Raw genomic sequence first — 20,629 nt, 5'->3', positions numbered from 1 at the left:
GTCTCAGGCTCCCCCTTCAACCCCGGCCTGATCCAGTTCAAAGACACTGTGTAGTGCCCGAACGGCAAGCTCGAGATACTTCTCATCGATAACCACCGACACCTTGATTTCAGATGTGGAAATCATCTGAATGTTGATGCCTTCGTTCGACAACGCCTCGAACATTTTGGTTGCCACACCGGCATGGGAGCGCATCCCCACACCCACAATACTGACCTTGGCAATCTTGGTGTCACCACCGACCGTGCCGGCGCCGAGTTCTGCAGCAACGCCTCGCAAAACCTCTTGGGCCCGCTTGAAATCGTTGCGATGCACGGTGAAGGTAAAGGCCGTTTTGTTGTCCTCACCCACGTTCTGCACGATCATGTCTACTTCAATATTAGCATCGCTGACCGGCTTGAGAATCCGTAATGCGCTACCCGGCGTGTCGGGCACACCGGAGATGGTCAGTTTGGCTTCGTCACGATTGAAAGCAATGCCGGAAACAACCGGTTGTTCCATGGCGTTCTCATCCTCAAAAGTAATCAGGGTGCCACCGCCTTCCTGAAAGCTGGACAACACCCTTAAGGGAACGTTGTATTTACCTGCAAACTCCACGGCCCGGATCTGGAGTACTTTCGACCCCAGGCTGGCCATCTCGAGCATTTCTTCAAAGGTAATGCGCTCTAATCTGCGAGCGCTGTCGACCACCCGCGGATCGGTGGTGTAAACCCCATCCACATCGGTGTAGATCTGACATTCATCGGCCTTCAGAGCGGCTGCCAGGGCTACAGCGGTGGTGTCTGAGCCACCGCGCCCCAGCGTGGTAATATTGCCGAGTTCGTCAATGCCCTGGAATCCGGCAACCACCACAACCCGCCCGGCATCGAGATCTTCGCGCATTCGCTGCTCGTCAATCTGCTTGATCCTGGCCTTGGTATGGCTGCTGTCCGTCAGAATGCGTACCTGAGAGCCCGTGTAGGAGCGGGCATCACAGCCCCGCTTCTGAAGCGCCATCGACAAAAGCGCAATGGTCACCTGCTCGCCAGTAGAGACCAGCACATCCATTTCACGGGGTGTCGGCTCTTCCATAATGCTGTTGGCCAGGCCAATCAGCCGATTGGTTTCACCGCTCATGGCCGACACCACGACCACAACATCGTGCCCATTTTCACGGAACCGACACACCTTGTCGGCCACCGCTTCAATCCGCTCGGTTGTCCCGACGGACGTACCACCAAATTTCTGAACCAGCAGAGCCATGTTTTCCCAAACTCCGAAACAGCGTGTTACTGCGGGGAAAGCGCCCCGCCACCAGAACAAACGGGCGGAATTATAAACCTCCGCCCTTGTCATTAAACAGTGGTTTACCTGATATTTTGCTCGACCCAGGCCGGCACACCTGCCAGCGCATCGGCCAGGCGGGAAGGATCGCTGCCGCCTCCCTGAGCCATATCCGGTCGACCACCGCCTTTACCATCCACCTGAGCCGCCAGGTGCTTCATCAGATCACCGGCCTTGATGCGGTTGGTGGCTGATTTGGTAACACCTGCCACCAGCACTACCTTGCCATCCTCAACGGTAGCCAGCACCACAACACCCTCGCCCAGCTTGTTCTTGAGCTGATCCGCGGTTTCCATCAGCGCCTTGCGATCAGCCCCTTCCAGCTCGGAGGCGACAACCTTGAGGCCGGCAACCTCTACGGCAGAGCCCGCCAGATCAGAGCCGGCAGAGCTGGCCAGTTTGGCCTTCAGTGCATCCACGTCTTTCTCAAGCTGGCGGTTGCGATCCAGCACCTGCCGAACCTTGTCGACCAGCGAATCCCGTGTGCCTTTCACCAGGCGCGAGGTTTCACGCAACGTGTTCTCGGTTTCATCGACCCACTCCAACGCACCGAACCCGGTCACCGCCTCAATCCGGCGGACACCGGAGGAAATACCGCTCTCCGAGGTGATGCGGAACAGGCCGATATCGCCGGTACGAGCCACGTGGGTACCACCGCAAAGCTCTACCGAGTACTTGTCTGTGCCCATGGTCAGCACGCGAACAACATCCCCGTACTTCTCGCCAAACAGGGCCATGGCGCCTTTTTCCTTGGCCGTGTCCATGTCGGTAATGTCGATATCAACCGGTGTGTTATCCAGAATCTGCTCGTTAACCGTTCGCTCAATCTCTTTCAATTGCTCCGGGGTCAGCGCCTCAAAATGCGAAAAATCAAAACGCAGTTTGTCCGGATCAACCAGTGAACCTTTCTGGCCAACGTGCTCGCCCAGAATGTTTCGCAAGGCTGCGTGCAGAAGGTGCGTGGCCGAGTGGTTGCGTTTGGTGCGTTCACGACGAGCATGATCAATGCGCGCATCCACTTCCAGGCCGGGGAATATTTCACCTTCAATGAGGGTACCCACGTGCAGGTGGTTATCCCCTTCCTTGCGGGTATCGGTAACCTGAAAACGACCGCCGCTCCAGGTCAACAGGCCAGTGTCGCCTACCTGGCCACCGGATTCGGCGTAAAACGGCGTGCGCTCCAGTACCACGACACACTCGTCGCCGGCTTCCGCGCTCCGCTCTTCGCCGTTCACCAGCACCGTGCGGATTCGCTCATGGCCGTCAATGTGGTCGTAACCGGTAAACTCGGTCTTACCTTCAATGGTAATACCGGCCGCGTTGTAATCGATCCCGAACTTACTGGCGGCCCGGGCACGGTCCCGCTGCGCCTCCATGGCCTTTTCATAACCTTCGTAATCCAGGGTCAGGCCACGCTCGCGAGCAATGTCGTTGGTCAGGTCAACCGGGAAGCCGTAGGTGTCATAAAGGGTAAAGACGGTCTCGCCAGGAATTTCGGTGCCTTTCAGCTCGGCAATGTCCTGCTCAAGCAAGCGCAGGCCTTTATCCAGCGTCTTGGCAAACTGCTCTTCTTCCTGCAACAGGACTTTTTCGATTTGCTTGCGGCTGCTTGCCAGTTGCGGATAAGCGTCGCCCATCAATTCCACCAGGGCTCCGGTGAGCTTGTGGAAGAACGGCTGGGTTGCACCGAGCTTGTTGCCGTGACGGGCGGCCCTGCGGATGATTCTGCGCAGCACAAAACCCCGGCCTTCGTTGGACGGCATTACCCCATCGGCAATCAGGAAGGCACAGGAGCGGATGTGGTCCGCCACCACGCGCAGAGACGCTTCGGTAGTTGGAGCACCACCGAGAATTTCCGACGCGGCTTTCAACAAGTCCTGGAACAGATCAATTTCGTAGTTGCTGTGGACGCCCTGCAGTACGGCGGCAATCCGCTCCAGACCCATACCGGTGTCAACTGAAGGGGCCGGAAGATTGAGCATTTCGCCGTCAGCGGTCCGGTTGTACTGCATGAAGACCACGTTCCAGATCTCGATGTAACGGTCGCCGTCTTCCTCAGGGCTGCCGGGAGGCCCGCCGGCTACATCCGGGCCGTGATCATAGAAAATTTCCGAGCACGGGCCGCAGGGACCGGTATCACCCATCTGCCAGAAATTATCCGATGCGTAGCGAGCCCCTTTATTGTCGCCAATACGAATAATGCGCTCGGCAGGAACGCCAATTTCCTGGTTCCAGATATCGAAGGCTTCGTCGTCTTCGGCGTACACCGTTACCCAGAGATTTTCCTTGGGGAGTTTCAGCCACTGTTCGCCGGTAAGAAAAGTCCAGGCAAAGTTGATGGCCTCACGCTTGAAGTAATCGCCGAAGCTGAAATTGCCCAGCATTTCGAAGAAGGTATGGTGGCGCGCGGTGTACCCGACATTCTCCAGGTCGTTATGCTTGCCACCAGCCCGGACACATTTTTGGGAGGTGGTCGCTCGCGTATAATCGCGCTCTTCCCGGCCAAGGAAAACATCCTTGAACTGATTCATCCCCGCGTTGGTAAAAAGCAGAGTGGGGTCATCGTGGGGTACCAGTGAACTGCTTGGCACAATGGCGTGCCCTTGCTGCTGGAAATATTCGAGGAACGCTTGTCGCAACTCTGCGGTTTTCATAGACCTTGGATACCTTTCGACCTGATACACCATAACAGTACCTCGCCGGGCGAGCCCGCGGGCCTGAGGTTATATGCGATTACTTACATGCGTGTGCAAATCGGCTACTCTAGCACACGCCGAGAACTTGAAAAACGTGAAAACTCACAGGAGACACCATGCCCCGACGCTTTCATGAGGCCGACAAACTGCTGCCTCCGGCCACCGGCCTGAAACGCGCCCTGGCCATCATTTACGATGGTTTGATCAGTATCGCCGTGCTGCTGGTTGCCAGCTGGGCATACACCATGATGGCCGGTTGGATAACGGGCTGGGACGACTATGAGCAAATGGCGGAGGCCGGCCAGCTTTCAGGAGACCCCGGGCTGACGTTCGTTCTGTTTCTGGTGCTCTATCTGTTCTTCGCCTACTTCTGGACCCGCATCGGCCAGACGCTGGGTATGCAGGTATGGCGTGTACGCATCGAGAACATGGACGGCACATCGGTGAGCTGGACCCAGGCACTTATCCGGTATGTAACGGCATCGGCCATTGTGTTCCTGACTCTCCTGGGGGCTTACTACATTGGCGCCCTGACCCTGCTGCTGAGTATCCCGGCGATTGTTGCGCTGTTTTACCCGATCAACGGCCTCTCACTGACCGACCGCGCGTCAGACAGCGTGGTTGTGCAGGTCGAGAAAAAATAGCGCCCGCACACTACCCCGCCCGACGCATCAGTGCGGCTCCGACAAGACCGTTAATAATAATCGGAGCCAGCACGGCGATCAGCGGATTGAAACCGTACACCATACTCATGGGGCCCAGCAGGTCCTGCATATACTTGAACAGCAAGCCCACCAGCAAGCCGGTAAACACCCGGAACCCCATGGTTACCGACCGCAGAGGCCCGAATACAAAGGAAATCGCCACCAGCACCATCACCGCCGTACCCAGGGGCATCAGCGTTTTTTTCCAGAAAGCCAACCAGTACTGGGCCGCACTCAACCCCTGCTCGCCCAGGTAAGACGCGTAAGTGTATAGCCCCTGCATCGACAGATTTTCGGGCTTGACGATCAGCACACTCAAAACGCTGGGCGACAGCCCCGTATTCCAGCGCAGGCTCGCACGTTCACTACGCACCATGCGATCGGCTTCGATGCGAGTGGAGGTTACCTTTTCAAGCAGCCAGTAATCGCCCTGATAAATCGCCCGCTCCGCAAAGCTCGCCACCTGTAACTGGCGGGCATCATCAAATCGGAACAGGGAGACACCGTGCAGAACACCGTTGGGCTGCACCGCGTTCAAATGCATGAAGGTGTTCCCTTCCCGATGCCAGATTCCCTCGGCCGAGGCCACGTTGCGCCCTGCGCCCAGGGCCACGGCCTTGTCACTCTGGGCAATGCGTTCGGTGGTCGGGGCAACATACTCACCAATCGCAACCCCCAACAGCACCACAATCAGGGCCGGCTTCATGGCCGACCAGACAATCCGTTTGAGCGATACCCCGGCGGCGCGAATAACGGTCAGCTCAGACGAGCTCGCCATCGACCCCAGCCCGACAAGGCACCCCATGAATGCGCCCAGCGGCAAATAATCGTAAATCCGCCGGGGCAAAGTCAGAGCCACGTACCACAGTGCCTGCAGGGCCTGGTAGTTGTTACGGGTGTCTTCCAGTTCGGCAATGAACGCAAAGATCACGTCCAGCGACAGCACCACCACCATCACCAGGAACATGGCGCCGCCCACGGTACGCATCACATAGCCATCAATCTTATGCATCCCCGCGCCCCTCCTTCACCAGTCGGCGCCGGTTAAGCCAGGCCGGGCCAAACTGCAGCCATAAACCGAGCGCCAGGAACAGCGCATGAACCCAGAGCATTCCCAGCCATTCCGGCACCTTCTGGTCGGCCAGGGCATCACGTGCCACGATCAGCAGCCCGAGGTAGGTAATGTAAACCAGCATGGCTGGCAACAAATGGAAAAAACGCCCTTGCCGGGGGTTTACCCGGCTCAGCCGAACCGCCAGCAAGGTGACAATCGGCACAATCAGCGGCAGCGAGATTCGCCAGTGCAACAAGGCGCGCTCTTCCGGGTCATCGGAGTTCCAAAGCGCCTGCGAACTCAAGCCTTCCTCCAGCTCCTTGCTGCCTTCCTGGCCACTGACTATTTTCAGACCGTAGGCCTCGAAGCCGGTCACGTTGTAATCCAGCCGGCCGGGCGCCCCCTGGAAACGGCCTCCATTTTCCAGCACCAGAAACCGGCTACCGGTCTCCTCATCCACAATCTGTGATCCGGACTCGGCGGTAATCAGAGTCACGCCCTGACCATCCTTGTCGTATTCGGCAATAAAAACGCCCTGCAACTCACGTTTGTCGTCGCTCAGGGCTTCGGTGTAAGTCACTCGCTCACCCGAGCTGAAATCCTGGAAACGCCCGGGGGCCAGCATCTCGAATTCGGTGGCTTTGCGCTGCTCATTGAAAATATGCTCCACCTGCTTCATTCCCCAGGGCGAGACATACAGGCTCATGGCGCCCACCACCAGCATCACCGGCAACGCCCCTAACAACGTTTTGGTCAGTAACTGCCGCTCACTCACTCCACAGGCGAACAGCACCGTCATTTCGCTTTCCAGATACATTCGGCCATACGCCAGCAAAATGCCGATAAACAGCCCCAACGGCAGAATCAGTTCAAGAAAACCGGGAAAACGGTAGCCCATGATGGAAAACAGCACGCCGGCGGCAATCTCCCCCTCGGCCGCATCCGCCAGGTATTTGATAAAGCGCCCACTCATGAACACCAGCAGCAGGATGCCGGAGACGGCAAGCATACTGACCATGATCTGGCGAATGAGGTAACGGAAAATAATGCTCAAATCGGTCTCTCTGGCGGCGCCGTCATTGAAGATGGAGGTTCATGAAAACTGCGCGTATTCTATGTAACCTCGCCGCCGAATGACAGTACGGAGCCCACACGATAAAGCCATCGTAACCAAGCCGGCACCCGGCTTGATTAATAAACGCTTTGCCCCAATCCTTAAGGGCATCGCAAGAAATGTCCAATTCGGATGTACCAAGCATAACCTGACAACGGAGTTGCCATGAATTTCAGCCTGAGCAGCACAGCCATCACTGCCACTAAAACCGACTGCCTGGTTATCGGCCTGCCCGAGAAAGGCGAATGGCCCGCCTCCACCAAAGCGGCGGATGACGCGCTGGGCGGACTGATCACGCAACTCGAGAAAACCGGCGACCTCGCCGGCAAGAACGCTGCGGTCAACACCCTGCCACTGGTCGACCAGCCCTGGCAGCGTGTCATTGTTATCGGCACAGGGAAAGACGCAGACCGTACTGCGGCCAGCTATCGTAAATGCCTGGCCGCCATGGTCGGCGCCCTCAAAGACGGCCCTTCCGGAAGTGTGCTGATTGCGATTTCTGACACCGGGTTCAGCGGCGACGCAGCCAGCACTTCGGAAGATGCCAAGCTGAATCTCATCGGCAGGATACTGGAAGACCAGCTGTACACCTTCACCGACTTCAAGAGTGAACAGCCGGCCGCCCGGAAACTGAAAAAAGTCGTTGTCCAGGCATCCGACACCGACAAGGCCCTGAAAAACGCACTCAATCTTGGCCTGGCCACCGGCCGCGGCATGAACTACACCAAAGACCTGGGCAACACTCCGCCCAACATCTGCCATCCGGTCTGGCTGGCCGAGCAGGCCCAGGCCATGGCAAAAGACAACGACTGCATCCAGACCGAGATCCTGGACGAGAAGCAGATGGAAGAGTTGGGCATGAACACCATCCTGGCCGTTGGCAAAGGCTCGAAACAGCCGCCACGCCTGATCGTGATGGAATACCGGGGTGGCAATGCCAACGACAAACCCTACGTACTGGTCGGCAAAGGCATCACCTTCGACACCGGCGGCATCAGCCTGAAGCCCGGCGAAGGTATGGATGAAATGAAATACGACATGGGCGGCTCCGCCAGTGTGTTTGGCACCATGAAAGTGATTGCCGAGACCCAGCCGAAGATTAACGTGGTTGCCGTCATTGCGGCGGCCGAGAATATGCCGGACGGCGGCGCATCGCGCCCCGGCGATATCGTTACCACCCTGAGCGGCATGACCGTGGAAATCCTCAACACCGATGCCGAAGGTCGCCTGGTGCTGTGCGATGCCCTCACCTATGTGAAAAAATTCGATCCGGCCGCTGTGGTCGACATGGCTACGCTCACCGGCGCCTGCATCATTGCCCTGGGCAACCAGGCCACCGGCCTGCTTTCCAATAACGACGAACTGGCCAACGAGCTGCTGGCCGCCGGCGAACGCACCGGCGACCGCGCCTGGCGCCTGCCGCTGTGGGAAGAGTACCAGAGCCAGCTCGACAGCAATTTTGCCGACATGGCCAACATCGGCGGCCGCCCGGCAGGCACTATCACCGCTGGCTGCTTCCTGAGCAGGTTCGCCAAGGAGTATCGCTGGGCCCATCTGGATATCGCCGGCACGGCCTGGAATTCCGGCAAAGCCAAAGGCGCAACTGGCCGGCCGGTTCCCCTGCTGGTCAACTACCTGATGACTCATGCAGGGTAAACCCTCAGCCTCACCGGAGACCGGCAGCCTGGCTGCCGGCGCCTCCGGACAGGAAGACCAGAACCAGCGTTACTGGTTTCATATTCTCGCCCAGAACACGTCAGCGGCGCGAAACCTGCACGCCGCCAAGCTTGTGGACAAGGCGTGGCAACAGGGAGATCGCGTGTGCATCGTTTGCGACAGCGAGGAACACGCCAGCGAACTCGACGATCTATTGTGGAACGTCAGCCCCGACGCGTTCATCCCGCATAGCATCGCAAGAGAGCCTGCCGCCCCCTGTGACGATCCCGTAGGCATTCTGCTTTATCCGCCGACCGCGGCAGACTGGGACACCATCATAGTGCTCTCCGCCAAGCTGCCGGCAGGCGCCCATCAATACCGCCGCCTGGCCCTGGTAGCCCACAATGACCCGGACATTCTGAACCAGGCCCGGGGCCACTATAAACAGCTGCGCCAGCTCGGTATCGAAGCCCGGGTGCATGATATGCGCAAGCGCTAGCCGGGTTCGCCGCAACTTGAGCGACCATGTATAATCCGGCAATTCAAACTTCCTCTGTGAATCAACCAAAACGGTCACCTTAGAATCCCATGGAAAAAACCTACCAGCCAGAAAACATCGAGCGCCAGTGGTACGAAAACTGGGAAAACAAAGGCTATTTCCGCCCCTGCGGAGAGGGCGACTCCTACAGCATCGCCATTCCGCCACCCAATGTGACCGGCAGCCTGCACATGGGCCATGCGTTCCAGCACACCATTATGGACACCCTCACCCGCTTCAAACGGATGCAGGGGCGTAACGCGCTGTGGACCGTGGGCACCGACCATGCCGGCATTGCCACACAGATGGTGGTCGAACGCAAACTGGCGGCCGAGGAAGACAAAACCCGCCACGATCTGGGCCGGGACGAGTTCATCAAGCGCATCTGGGACTGGAAAGAGCAATCCGGCGGCACCATCACCCGCCAGATGCGCCGCCTGGGCAACTCCGTCGACTGGAGCAACGAGCGCTTCACCATGGACGACGGTTTCTACAAGGCCGTACAGGAAGTGTTCATCCGGCTGTATGAAGACGGCCTGGTCTATCGCGGCAAGCGGCTGGTGAACTGGGACCCGAAACTGCACACCGCCATTTCCGATCTGGAAGTGGAGAACAAGGAAGAAAAAGGCTTTTTCTGGCACCTTCGTTATCCATTGGCTGACGGCGAGACCACGCAAGACGGCAAAGACTACCTGATTGTTGCGACCACCCGCCCGGAAACCATGCTAGGCGATACCGCCGTGGCCGTGCACCCGGACGATGAGCGCTACGGCCATCTGATTGGCAAGCACGTGTTATTGCCGCTGGCTAATCGTCGCATCCCGATTATTGCAGATCACCACGCCGACCCGGAGAAAGGCTCGGGCTGCGTGAAGATAACCCCGGCTCACGATTTCAACGACTACGCGGTGGGTAAACGCAACAACCTGCCGATGATCAACGTGATGACCCAAGACGCCAATATTCGCGATGTCGCCGAAGTCTTCAATGCCGATGGCAGCGAAAATACCGAGATCAACAGCGCACTGCCAGAGGCTTACGCCGGCCTGACCCGGGAAGCCGCGCGCAAGCAAATCGTGGCGGATATGGAACTGGCGGGGCTGGTTGAGAAGATTGAGGACCACGTACTGAGCGTGCCCCGGGGTGACCGCTCCGGGCTGATCATCGAACCCATGCTTACCGACCAGTGGTTCGCCGATGCCAAAACCCTGGCCCAGCCCGCCATCGAGGCGGTAGAAGATGGTCGCATCCAGTTTGTGCCCAAACAGTACGAGAATATGTACTTCGCCTGGATGCGTGACATCCAGGACTGGTGCATTTCCCGCCAGCTGTGGTGGGGCCACCGGATTCCGGCCTGGTATGACGCTGAAGGCAATATCTATGTGGGCCGGAGCGAGGCTGAGGTTCGCAGCAAACATCAGCTCCCGGATACCCTGGAACTCAAACAGGACGACGATGTGCTGGACACCTGGTTCAGCTCTGCCCTGTGGACCTTTGGCACCCTGGGCTGGCCGGAAATCACCGAGCGCCTGAAGAACTTCCACCCGACCGACGTGCTGGTCACCGGCTTCGATATCATTTTCTTCTGGGTCGCCCGGATGATCATGATGACCATGCATTTCATGAAGAACGAAGACGGCACCCCGCAAGTGCCCTTCCATACCGTATACGTCACCGGCCTGATTCGGGACGAACACGGCGACAAGATGTCCAAGTCCAAGGGCAACGTCATTGACCCGCTGGACATGATCGACGGCATCAGCCTGCCGGAGCTGCTCGAAAAGCGCACCGGCAATCTGATGCAGCCCAAGCTGGCCGAAAAGATTGGCAAGCGTACCGAGAAGGAATTCCCGGAGGGCATTACCGCACACGGCACAGACGCCCTGCGCTTCACCCTGGCAGCCATGGCCACCACCGGCCGTGACATTAACTGGGACATGAAGCGCCTGGAGGGTTACCGTAACTTCTGCAACAAGCTGTGGAACGCGGCCCGTTATGTGCTGATGAACACCGAGGGGGAGGATTGCGGCGTAAACGATGAGCCCGTGGAGCTGTCTCTGGCAGACCGCTGGATCACCAGTGAACTGCAGCACTGCGAACAGGAAGTCATCCGCCACCTGGACCAGTATCGTTTTGACCTGGCGGCCTACGCGCTCTACGAGTTTATCTGGAATGAGTACTGCGACTGGTACCTGGAACTGTCCAAACCAGCCCTGAGCGATGACAGCACCAGCGCCGAAGCCAAGCGTGGCACCCGCCGTACCCTGGTGCGCGTACTCGAAGCCGTACTGCGCCTGGCGCATCCGATCATGCCCTTCATCACCGAAGAGATCTGGCAGCGCATTGCGCCGCTGGCCGGTAAGCAGGGCGACAGCATCATGCTGCAACCCTACCCGCAACCAGACACCAGCAAGCAGGATACCGCAGTCGCCGCCGATATCGAGTGGCTCAAAGGCGTTATCGTGGCGGTGCGCAATATCCGTGGCGAGATGAATATCTCCCCGGCCAAGCAGGTACCGGTGCTGCTCAAAGGTGGCAACGCCGACGATCAGCGCCGCCTGAACGACAACCGGCAATTCCTGATGTCTCTGGCCAAGCTGGAGAAGCTGGAGTGGTTCGACGGCGACAAAGCGCCGATGAGCGCCACCCAGCTGGTGGGCGAGATGGAAGTTCTGGTGCCCATGGCCGGCCTGATCGACAAGGATGCCGAGCTCAAGCGCCTGGACAAGGAACTGGAGCGCCTGAACAAGGAAATCGGCCGCCTGGAAGGCAAACTGAACAACGAGAAGTTCACCGCCAAGGCTCCGGCAGAAGTTGTCGATAAGGAGAAAGAGAAGCTGAAGGATGCTCAGGGCAGCCTGCAGAGGCTCAGCACTCAACGGGCAGAAATCGAGGCCATGTAAGGCCATGATTGCCATCCTCGGCGCCGGCTCTCTGGGCCGGCTCTGGGCCGCGACGCTATCTGCCGGCCAGGTAGCGTTCGTGCCCCGCCCGGGCAGCATGGCCGAACCGGCCCGCTACACATTTCAGCCCGTGGGGCGCGAATCGTTCAAGGTAACGGTTCCCTGGCTGAAACCGGGCCAGATACCCCGCGTGTTGCTGGTCACCACCAAAGCCGGAGACACCCTGAATGCCCTGGCGGCAGCCTTGCCTGCTCTTCCGGAAACCGTACCGGTTGTTTTGTTCCAGAATGGCCTTGGCAGCCAGCAAGCGGTGGCCGACCGCTGGCCCAGCCGGCCAATAATCGCAGCCTCAACCACCGAAGGCGCCAACCGCCCAAAACCAGACACCACGGTCCATGCCGGCCTGGGAGAAACCTGGATGGGCGCTCTGACCCCGGCAGGCCATTCCTGCGTAGCCAAGGTTATCGAAGATCTCGCGCCCACCGACCTGGTCATTCATCCCGTCGAAAACGTACTCGGGAAGCTCTGGCAGAAGCTGGTCATCAATGCCGGCATCAACGCGTTCACCGCGATTCTCGACTGCCCCAATGGAGATATCCTGGAACATCCGTTCTATTTGCACTGGATTGACCCGCTGTGCCAGGAAATCGCCGCCGTGCTTAAGGCAGCCGGGCAACCGGCGCAAACACCGGGCGCTTTGCGGCAACAGATTGAAGGAGTCGCGCGCAAAACGGCCACCAACACGTCGTCTATGCGGGCCGACGTGCTGGCCGGGCGCCGCACGGAAATCGACTTCATTAACGGCTACCTGGTGAAGTTGGGCGAACAACATGGCATCGCGACACCGGTGAACCAAATGCTTGCCGGACAGGTACAACAACTGAACTGACTTTTAGCGAGGGAAACAACGCATGGGTAACCGCCTGTCAAAGATCTATACCCGAACCGGAGACGACGGCTCGACCGGCCTGGCCGACGGCAATCGAATTGCCAAGAATGCCCAGCGCGTGGAGGCCATGGGCATGGCAGACGAACTGAACTGCCACATTGGCATCCTGATTGAAACGCTCCCGGCTGAAGATGCATTGATTGAAACCTTCCGCCGGGTTCAGCATCACCTGTTCGACCTGGGCGGTGAATTTGCCATTCCGGGCAGCAAGGTCATCAGCGACGACCACATCGAATGGCTCGAGCAAACCCTGGATGAATACAACACGGACCTTCCGCCACTGAAAAATTTCATCCTTCCCGGCGGTTGCCCCGCTGCGGCACAGTGTCACCTGGCCCGGGCGGTATGCCGCCGGTCTGAGCGCGTGGTTGTGGCTTTGGGTCACGAGGACTCCATCAATACGGCTTCCCGCCATTACCTGAACCGCTTGTCCGACTTGCTGTTCGTGATCGCCCGAGTACTGGCACGCCGGGATGGCAGCCAGGAAATTCTCTGGGAGCAAAAAAAATCCGGCCTCTGAGGGCCGGATTTCCTGGTGTTTTAGCCATTCTGCCAATCAGACTCTGAACGCCTCCACCAAGCGCTGAAGAGACGCGGTGAGCTCCGACATCTGGCGCGACGACGCCAGCGTTTCTTCGGCGTTCGCCGCTGTGCTCTGCCCCAGCTCACCGATTCGCTCAACGTTTGTGTTCACGTTTTTGGCCACTGCCGATTGCTCTTCCGCGGCCTGGGCGATCTGATGACTCATATCCACAATTTCAGAAATCCCCGACGCTATCCGATCCAGCGCCTCGGTTACCTCACCCGATTTCTGAACCGTTTGCTCGGTGGCATCGTGGCTTGAAGTCATCGCAGACACCGCCTCTTTCACGCCACCCTGTAACCGGGAGATCATGCTTTCAATCTCCTCGGTGGACTTGTGAGTACGCTGGGATAGTGAGCGCACTTCATCTGCGACCACCGCAAAGCCGCGACCCTGCTCGCCCGCACGGGCAGCCTCGATGGCGGCGTTCAGCGCCAGCAGGTTGGTCTGCTCCGCTATCGCCTTGATCTCCACCAGCACCTGACTGATGTTGTCGCTGTCGGCACTTACCCGGTTGATCACCTCCACGGCGCCGGCAATTTCCGTTGCCAGGCGGTTAATGGTGCCAACGGTGTCTGCAACCACTTCCCGCCCGGTATCAGTATCTCTCTCGGCATTGCCCGCACTGTCAGCCACCCGATGGGCGCTTTCAGTCACCTCATTGACCGCCTCGACCATTTGCCCCATTGCTTCATTGATCTGGCCGGTTTCATCCATTTGCCGGGCCACCGCCTGGCTGTTGGCAGACGCAGTATCGTTCACGCGCAAGGCCTGCTGGTCGACATCGGCAGTTGTCGAGCCAACCGAACGGATCAGCTCCGCAATGCGATCGGTCATATCGTTGAACTCGGAGGTCAGCTCGCCCAGCTCATCCCGGTTATTCAGCTTGATATGCGTGGTCATGTCCCCGGCGGCAACATTACGCGCCGCGTCGCTGAAGCGATTGATGGCGATGCGCACCGACATGAAAAAGCCAACATACAGGTAGACCACCACCAGCAAGACGGCAATCAGCGCCACCACAATCAGGGTACGCTGGCCGGTCTCTTTCGCCAGACGCTGCTCAAGGTTGGCTTCTACAACCCTGAAAATGCCTTCGCTGAGCGTGCCATAGTGATTCAGCTGCGCAGACAAGGTTGCATCGAACTCACGCCAGGGCAGCTCTAGCCGCATTGGAGTGATGACATTCAGGTCCAGCTCATCGCGCACCGCAAGCAGACTTTCTTCCACCCGTGCCAGGGCTCCAACGGCCCGCTCAGCCAACTTGGGTGACGCCTCCACAGCTACCGACAGGGCAGGCAAAAGCAGAGAACTGCGGTTGGTAAGACGGTCGTAAATGCCATTGAGACTCTCGCTGAGCGCGAAGCCGACCTGGCCTTCGACAAGCGCATAGATACCGTAAGCCCGAGCCTCGCCAATCGCAGAGCGGGCCTCCGGCAAGGCCGAACGAATCAACCCGAGCAGCAGCAGGTTCTCCCGCGAAACATCCTGCCCCAGGCCTGAAATCTCGATGGTCGCCGGCAGCAACGCCATCACTTTCTGGACAAATTCCTGGTAGTACTTGAACTGGGGGTCAATGTTGCCCTGATAACTGCCATTGGCGTTCAGCGATTCCCAATCATCGCGAACCGCCATAACCTGGCTCTGCCAGGAGCCTGAGGAATCGAACGAGCGCCGGGGCTCAGAGAGATCTGCCAGCAAGGTATCCAGCCGGGATGCCGCCTCATCGGCTTTCTCGAGCAGTGCCTGCTCGTCTTTGAGGATGCCGGGGGCTTTATAATCACGATAATCCATCGCCGCCACCAACAGACGCTCCACTTTCTGAAGCTCCGCCAGGCCATCAATGCCCCGCGTCGTTGTCTGGACAGACTGATTGAGCCCGGAGATCACCAGCCAGGAAAGGACGATGATGGGCCCTAGAAAGAGAATACTGATGAGGCTGAACTTATAGATCATCGGCAGCCGGTTCATCAGCGCTACCGCTGGATTGATTATGTAATTCACGGAGCCCTCGCTGATTCTAAAAACTGAATCTTTATTCTTTGTTTAATTATCGCCCGTTACCGGAAAAACTTAATCACTATTTAGTGTTATTCTGTAACCCGTTTGCCCATCCTCACGGCAATCCGGCAATCACCAGAAGTGCGAACGCACAAATCCAGACCAACATACTCCGGTTCAGCAGATCCCGGATTGCACTGAGACTCCGCCCGCCAAAGGCCGGCCATTCCCCGGGGTGCATTTCGGAAAAACGGGCCGGATCAAGAGCATAACCGGTTAACGACCCGTTCGCCGAATTCATGAGCACTTCCGAGACATTCTTCCCGAACCCGGGCAATACCTTGCGGATAGCCCGTGACCAACCCGGAAAATCACCGGCAAGCCCGAAGGTGCAGGACAGCAAGCGGGCAGGAAGCCAACCGGCAACGCGGGCTATCCGATCATAGCGGTCGCGGGCCGCGGCCTGTGGCCAGTGGTTGGACAGCGCAACCAGGCCCCGCGCCAGAAACGCCAGGGCGATGCCGCCGACGGCGTACCAGAACACCACCAGAAAAAACCGGTCGAAGACCGATCGCATCAGCGACCGCGACACCGACAGATGCATTGCCTCCGGTGACAGCGCGGCACCCCGTTCCGCAGCCGGTAGACGCTCCTGGATATGGCGCCAGGCGGCCTGCATATCGCCGCGCCGCCAGGCGTCAGAATAGACCAGTAACACCTTTCGCCAGCCGGGCGCCCCCATCAACACCAGCAAGAGCACCAGCTCAAGCGGATACAAGGCATAGCGGAAGCCGTTTTCGCGAGCCAGGAACACGGCGCCAGCGAGCAGCATGGTCGGCACCAGAACCAGCAACAATCCCTTCCAGACAGCAGTTTCCCGGCCTGCCTGCACGCGGCTCCAGCGATGGAACCACGCTCGCCAGAGGTCATCGCCGACCAGGCGGTCAGCGCGGTCCAGCCTTCGCCGAATGACATAAGCAAACAGAAACACCAGGAATGACATTCAGGTTTCCTCTTCAGTCGACAACAGCGAACGGAAATGGGACCAGGCAAAAGCAGGCCCCGGATCGGTTTTTCGCCCGGGCGCAATATCACTATGGCCAGCAACACGGCGCGGCGTAATTTCCGGCCAGGCGGCCATGATCATGCGGGCCAGCCGTGCCAATGCGCGATATTGCGACTCGGTATAAGGAATCTCGTCTGCGCCTTCGAGTTCGATACCAATGGAGTAATCGTTACACTCGTCCCGTCCCTGAAAACTGGAACGACCGGCATGCCATGCGCGGTCCAGACAACTGACAAACTGGACAACCGAACCATCCCGGCGAATTAATGCATGGGCAGAAACCTTCAACCCGGCAATGGTCTCGAAGTAGGGATGCACCGAGGTGTCCAGGCAATTGCAGAAAAAATTTTCGATATGCGGGCCGCCGAACTGTTCGGGGGGCAGGCTGATGTTGTGAACCACCAGCAATGAAACCGAGGTGCCCTCGGGGCGCGCACCAAAGTTGGGCGACGGGCACCAGCGAGCCCCGGCAATCCGGCCAGTGGCGCGCAGATGCGAGGCCGCCTGCTTCAGGCTATCAGGATGATGGTCGTTCCGGGTATCAGACAAGAGTGTTCCATAAACGCAGAGGATTCATGCAAATGATTGAATCACAAAGCGCCCACCGATGCCACGGCGCATCGGAGTTCCGGCCGGCTCCCCGACGCGGCGAAGATCAATCCTTTCGACTATGGCGCAGGTTGTCGATAATGGATTCCAGTGCCCGGTCGAAAATGAGCCCGTCGTCCAGCATCGTGATGGTTTGATCCTGCAAGGCAATCGCCAGGTCTTCCCGATGATATTCGGCGACTTTGGCACCGCTGCGGTTTACGAAGATGTATTTTCCGGTCGCCTTGATAAAGGCGGCCAACTTACAGCGCACGCGGGTTTCATCCCGAGCCATTTCCACCCAGGACCCGACCCGCAGCCGATCCGCCTTATCCAGCCACTCGGGCAAGGCAGCGGCTGGTGCGTCTGCTTCAGCCTGAGCCGTATCCACAGTCGCCTCGGCAACCAGGGGCGACACCTCGGCCGGCTGAGCCGGAGCAGGCTCAGGACGCTCATCCACAACCTCGGGCGCAGGCTCCGGCCGCTGGGGAACTTCTTCCGGCTCCGCCGGAGTTTCGGGTATATCAACACGCTCCACAGAGGGGGCTGTGTCTGCTACCACCGGTGCAGTCACCAGATTCTGGAACACATCGACGTGCGCGAGCTCCAGGTCCCGAATGGCGGCATCGGTCGCGAACGGGTCCCAGGAAATCTCCTGCAACGCCATACGGAGCTCCTCCACCACCTCAGGAATCGCTTTCAGCAGTTCTGCCCGGGTGTCAGTGGAGACGGGCCTTGGGTCCACCGTCCACACCAGTCGCGCACTGAATGCCCTGGCCTGCTGCCAGCGCTCACTGTCCTCGCCTTCCCGCAGGACCACCCATTGCAGATAGCGGGTCCAGGGTTCATTCAGAACCTGCAAAACCGGCTCGGGAATCACCCTGCCTGCGGTATGTTCATGGATGACCTCCGTCGCAGCCTGACTGGCACGTTCTTGTCTTGCCCGCCCCTCCTCCGCATCCCGGAGACGTTGCTCCACCAACTCCCGGCGCCGGCGATCCAGATCCATGAAGTGACCGAAATCCTTCAGCAGCGCTTCGAATAACCCGACCTGATCGGTATATTCGTTGAGCACACGGCCAACCACTTCCTCAATCTTCTCCTTGAGAGGGTCCCGCATACCCGGGCGTTTTTCACTCCAGCCAATGGCTGCAAGGGCCAGCTCGTTAAGCAGCTTGCGTACCGGGTGACCACCCCGGTTAAAAAAGTTCTTGTCGCCCAGCGCGACCTTGAGCACCGGAATCTGCAGCCGGCCGATCAGCGCCTTCATGGTTGGGTGCAACTGCCGATCTTCCAGTATAAAGTCGAACAGCATGGACACCAGGTTGATGACATCACTGTCGACCTGTGCCACCGACAGCGGCTTACCTTCAGACTGCTGAAGCAGAGGCTGCAATTGCTGGCGCAACGGCAACACGGTATTGCCGGTATCCTGCTGTGCCTCGCCCTGCAGTTCACTCAGGCGGGCCATCAAACGGTCCGTATCCAGTACGGTACCGGCCGGGGAAGGAGCAGACTGGCCGCCACTTCCCTGATGCAGCAGGGCACTCAACTCGTTAAACGTGGGCGCCTGACCATCGGTTGTCGACGATTGTACACGGGGGCCCGCTCCCTCGCCGGCCGCCCCCGCCGCCGGGCTATGGCTTGCGCCGGCGGTTCCGGAACCTTTTGGCGCCTGCCCCGCCACCGGCGCGCGTTTCATATCGGGCAGTACACCGGAGGCTGCCAGTGTTTTGTTGCAGGCCTGATAAAAGTCGCCCAGTTTGTCTGCCAGCAGCCGTTCGAACAGCTTCAGCACCACAAGTTTTGCCCGAATGTCGATATCAAGATCGGTACAGGCATCAGAAATAGCCCCGCAAAGCACTTCAGGGCTCAGCGGCATCTGGTCGTCTGACAGCTCCAGCTGCGGCACCAGGTGGCGGATTCGTGCCGCCAGCATTCGCACCTGCTCCTGATACCGGTTACGCAGACGGTTGGTGAGATTATCAATCGCCACCTGCTGCTCAAGCTCGGAGTGGTCCAACAGACTGAGAGAGTCCTGATCAACCTCCTCCAGCGAGCTTCCGGAGCGCGAAGGCTTGAATTTACCCAGATCATTGAAGGCCTGACTGACGTATTGAAGCACCGACACGGTCATGGATTTGCGTCGCAGGCGTAACTCGCGCATGGCGTCGAAGTAGGCGGTTTGGTCCTGATTGGAAGCAGCCCGGTCTGCGAGGGCAAACAGGCTGTCGTCTGCCTGCTCGAAAAAACTGGCAAGCACCGCTTTGAGCGACTGACCCGATGTGTCACGCAATCGCACCAGCTCGGTCGGCAACGCGAAACGGCTGACCGATGCCTGACCGGTCAAGCGGACTACCTTGTTATCGTGCGCCATTTGGATGCTCCGCGTTCATGCTGCTGATGTTTTTTCAGGATTCTGTACTTTTACATCATACGGGCAGGCCTCGTCACCTTGTGTCAGATTTTGTCACCTTTTGTGTACGCAGGAACTGCATCACATTTGATGCCGGAGCCGCGGCATTTGGAGAACGGCCCGGCTGGCAGTAGAATTGTGCGCCGGAAATCCTGAAACCCACCCTAGCCCCCGGAAAATCCCATGATTCCAGCTGAACTGCTTCGCCAGGCCCGCGTCGAAACCGTTGCCCAGAGCCTGAGGGAGGATATTGGTGATGGTGACATTACTGCGATGCTGATCCCCGCGGACAAACCCGCACAAGGGCGAGTCATTACCCGGGAGAACGCCCGCCTGGCCGGTAAGGCCTGGGTTGAAGAAGTCTTTCACCAGATTGATCCACGCGTGACCCTGCACTGGCAATTTCGCGATGGCGACGACGTGCCAGCCAACGAAGTGATCTTCCGGATGGCCGGCCCTGCCCGCTCACTACTGACTGCCGAACGCGCAGCGTTGAACTGGCTACAGACACTGTCGGGCGTTGCGACTACCTGCGCCGGTTACGCTCGCCAGGTGGCACACACCCCGGCCCGCCTGCTGGATACCCGGAAAACGCTGCCCGGGCTGAGGCTGGCGCAGAAATACGCTGTTACCTGCGGCGGCTGCGACAACCATCGACTGGGCCTCTGGGACGCCTTCCTGATCAAGGAAAACCACATTGCCGCGTGCGGATCAATTGCCAACGCGGTGGCCGAAGCGCACCGTATTGCACCGGGCAAACCGGTGGAAGTGGAAACCGAGTCACTTGAGGAGCTGGGTCAGGCCCTGGAGGCGGGCGCCGACATTATCATGCTGGACGAATTCTCGCTGGCGGATATGACCGAAGCGGTGAGGCGCAACGCAGGACAGGCTCGCCTCGAAGCCTCCGGTGGCATCAACGCGCAAACTCTTGTGCCCGTAGCCGAGACAGGGGTGGACTACATCTCGATTGGCGCCCTCACCAAAGACGTGCGCGCGATCGACCTTTCCATGCGCCTGGAGTAATCCGGCGCCGGAAAC

The 20,629-nt window shown here is 58.8% G+C and carries 15 protein-coding genes; 7 read left to right on the top strand and 8 right to left on the bottom strand.

Annotated elements, in window-relative coordinates; translation table 11 throughout:
• Positions 1-3: 3 nt before the first annotated feature.
• On the bottom strand, positions 4-1,242 hold the full coding sequence (locus ACP2AU_RS13695) for an aspartate kinase (protein WP_426376765.1): 1,239 nt from the start codon (positions 1,240-1,242) through the stop codon (positions 4-6).
• Between the two features lie 104 nt (positions 1,243-1,346).
• Complete coding sequence (alaS, locus tag ACP2AU_RS13690) at positions 1,347-3,977, bottom strand: alanine--tRNA ligase (protein WP_426376764.1); 2,631 nt, start codon at positions 3,975-3,977, stop codon at positions 1,347-1,349.
• A 158-nt stretch (positions 3,978-4,135) separates the two neighbouring features.
• On the opposite strand from alaS, the gene ACP2AU_RS13685 reads away from it, so the two are divergent.
• On the top strand, positions 4,136-4,663 hold the full coding sequence (locus ACP2AU_RS13685; RefSeq protein ID WP_426376763.1) for an RDD family protein: 528 nt from the start codon (positions 4,136-4,138) through the stop codon (positions 4,661-4,663).
• Between the two features lie 10 nt (positions 4,664-4,673).
• Here ACP2AU_RS13685 and lptG read toward each other — a convergent pair whose 3' ends face one another.
• Positions 4,674-5,735 (bottom strand): LPS export ABC transporter permease LptG, encoded by a 1,062-nt coding sequence (gene lptG / locus ACP2AU_RS13680; protein ID WP_426376762.1) that lies wholly within the window; start codon positions 5,733-5,735, stop codon positions 4,674-4,676.
• Positions 5,728-6,831: an LPS export ABC transporter permease LptF gene (gene lptF, locus ACP2AU_RS13675; protein WP_426376761.1), complete on the bottom strand. Its 1,104-nt coding sequence runs from the start codon at positions 6,829-6,831 to the stop codon at positions 5,728-5,730. Before lptF ends, lptG begins: the two co-directional genes overlap by 8 nt.
• A 225-nt stretch (positions 6,832-7,056) precedes the next feature.
• On the opposite strand from lptF, the gene ACP2AU_RS13670 reads away from it, so the two are divergent.
• The 5 genes from ACP2AU_RS13670 to ACP2AU_RS13650 all read left to right on the top strand — a co-directional run bounded on the left by ACP2AU_RS13670 (position 7,057) and on the right by ACP2AU_RS13650 (position 13,457).
• The gene (locus ACP2AU_RS13670; protein ID WP_426376760.1) at positions 7,057-8,547 is read left to right on the top strand and encodes a leucyl aminopeptidase; all 1,491 of its coding nucleotides are present in this window, start codon (positions 7,057-7,059) and stop codon (positions 8,545-8,547) included.
• On the top strand, positions 8,537-9,046 hold the full coding sequence (locus ACP2AU_RS13665) for a DNA polymerase III subunit chi (protein WP_426376759.1): 510 nt from the start codon (positions 8,537-8,539) through the stop codon (positions 9,044-9,046). The genes ACP2AU_RS13670 and ACP2AU_RS13665 overlap by 11 nt, the downstream gene beginning before the upstream one ends.
• Before the next feature lie 89 nt (positions 9,047-9,135).
• Entirely contained in the window at positions 9,136-11,988 is a 2,853-nt protein-coding gene (locus ACP2AU_RS13660; protein ID WP_426376758.1) for a valine--tRNA ligase, read from the top strand.
• A 4-nt stretch (positions 11,989-11,992) separates the two neighbouring features.
• A complete protein-coding gene (locus tag ACP2AU_RS13655; RefSeq protein WP_426376757.1) occupies positions 11,993-12,877 on the top strand; it encodes a ketopantoate reductase family protein in 885 nt (294 codons plus the stop codon).
• Positions 12,878-12,899: 22 nt separating this feature from the next.
• Complete coding sequence (locus tag ACP2AU_RS13650) at positions 12,900-13,457, top strand: cob(I)yrinic acid a,c-diamide adenosyltransferase (protein ID WP_426376756.1); 558 nt, start codon at positions 12,900-12,902, stop codon at positions 13,455-13,457.
• A gap of 36 nt (positions 13,458-13,493) precedes the next feature.
• On the opposite strand, the gene ACP2AU_RS13645 is transcribed toward ACP2AU_RS13650, so the two are convergent.
• From ACP2AU_RS13645 to ACP2AU_RS13630, 4 genes are all read right to left on the bottom strand, one after another.
• Entirely contained in the window at positions 13,494-15,524 is a 2,031-nt protein-coding gene (locus ACP2AU_RS13645; RefSeq protein WP_426376755.1) for a methyl-accepting chemotaxis protein, read from the bottom strand.
• A gap of 112 nt (positions 15,525-15,636) precedes the next feature.
• Positions 15,637-16,524 (bottom strand): histidine kinase, encoded by an 888-nt coding sequence (locus tag ACP2AU_RS13640; protein WP_426376754.1) that lies wholly within the window; start codon positions 16,522-16,524, stop codon positions 15,637-15,639.
• A complete protein-coding gene (gene ampD, locus ACP2AU_RS13635) occupies positions 16,525-17,136 on the bottom strand; it encodes a 1,6-anhydro-N-acetylmuramyl-L-alanine amidase AmpD (protein WP_426376753.1) in 612 nt (203 codons plus the stop codon).
• 106 nt (positions 17,137-17,242) lie between these two features.
• Positions 17,243-19,552: a DUF1631 domain-containing protein gene (locus ACP2AU_RS13630; protein WP_426376752.1), complete on the bottom strand. Its 2,310-nt coding sequence runs from the start codon at positions 19,550-19,552 to the stop codon at positions 17,243-17,245.
• 222 nt (positions 19,553-19,774) lie between these two features.
• Here ACP2AU_RS13630 and nadC point away from each other — a divergent pair, with 222 nt between their 5' ends.
• Complete coding sequence (gene nadC, locus ACP2AU_RS13625) at positions 19,775-20,614, top strand: carboxylating nicotinate-nucleotide diphosphorylase (RefSeq protein WP_426376751.1); 840 nt, start codon at positions 19,775-19,777, stop codon at positions 20,612-20,614.
• Positions 20,615-20,629: the final 15 nt, after the last annotated feature.

It is taken from the genome of Marinobacter sp. VGCF2001, from assembly GCF_049943275.1.
GTDB lineage: Bacteria > Pseudomonadota > Gammaproteobacteria > Pseudomonadales > Oleiphilaceae > Marinobacter.
This window is presented reverse-complemented; position numbering and strand designations above follow the sequence as displayed.